This window comes from Megasphaera sp. MJR8396C (assembly GCF_001546855.1).
GTDB lineage: Bacteria > Bacillota > Negativicutes > Veillonellales > Megasphaeraceae > Megasphaera.
In genome coordinates this window covers 1-1,307 of record NZ_KQ958146.1, presented here as the reverse complement: position 1 = coordinate 1,307, position 1,307 = coordinate 1, and the positions used below count along the sequence as shown (strand labels likewise).

The following is a 1,307-nucleotide window of genomic DNA, read 5'->3' as shown; positions in this document are numbered from 1 at the left end:
TCGCACGACCTATACCCATCAGGACCGCGACTCCTACTCCGGTCACAGCAACCGCTTTGAATTGGGCAAAGACTTTGTCATGACCCGCAGCGACGGCAGCACGGTTCATCAGGGAACTGTCTTCACCTATCTTCGCAGCACGGACTCCTTTGCTGATGGAAATGGGAAGTACAACCGCTACAGTGGTGCTCTCTACCACACCTGGCTCGGAAATGATGGCCGGTATGTCGACTTTGTCGGCCGCATCGGCAAGGTCATGGGCAACAGCCATACCTTCCTGGTCAACGGCGATCAGTCGGACAGCTCCTTCGGCACCTGGTATCAACAGGCCAGTGTCGAAACGGGCCGTAACTACGATTTGAAAGACGGTTGGTACTTTGAGCCGCAAGCACAGTTACAATACACGCACATGAACAGCAAGTCCTATACCAGCAGCGACGGTATCAACCACGACTTAGACAGCGTCAACAGCTTCATCGGTCGATTAGGCTTCCGTCTGGGACAGAATATTAATGAAAAAACGAGCTGGTACGTGAAAGGCGACATCCTCCACGAATTCTCCGGTGACGGCGGTATCATGTTGACCTCCTCAAACGGCTTGGAACGAATCAATTACTCCCGTGACGGCAAGGACACCTGGTACGACTTAGGTGCTGGCCTTACGACAGAATTAAGCCCGGCCAGCAGCCTGTGGTTTGAATTTGAACGCAAGTTCAGCGGAACCTACAGCAACGATTGGGAATTCAACGGCGGCATCGCCTGGAAGTTCTAAGTAAGTTATTTCCGATTCAATTTTATAGAGTTTAAAAGATGTGCAACCCCTTCATGGATGCCTGACAGCGTCTATGAAGGGGTTTGGTTTTATATGGTTTTATCGAATTTCCTTGATTCATAGCCTCAACATGAAATTTTATCATAGACTAAGTCACTCCATTATAGATAATGCATTATGGAAAGCCATTATTAACTTGTAATATACATATAATGCACTTACAATGGAAATATAAGTGAGATAATTTATACATATGACAGAAAAATAAGAGGCAATATTTATGAGCATATGGTCAACGACTCCCTCTTATAGAAGCGGGAGCTTGTAAGTCAGAAAAACATAGGTGGTAGCGATGCTGAGAACAACATCTCCCTAATTCTGCCTACATCATCGGGCAGTTGACGATGCCCGTTTTGCCAAGGAGATTTACTCCGAGGCAGTCGTTTTTCTCTCGTAACGAGGGTGATTGTCTCCGGAAATCCACATCGTACCAAGATGTTGGATATTCATAGCTCCGATACGGTCATCATTGGAT

Annotated in this window: 1 protein-coding gene; it reads left to right on the top strand. The window is 47.0% G+C overall.

Annotated elements, in window-relative coordinates; translation table 11 throughout:
• Nucleotides 1-772: autotransporter domain-containing protein (locus HMPREF3201_RS01070; protein WP_197408243.1), on the top strand; the 772-nt coding region annotated here is incomplete at its 5' end.
• Between the last annotated feature and the right edge of the window lie 535 nt (nt 773-1,307).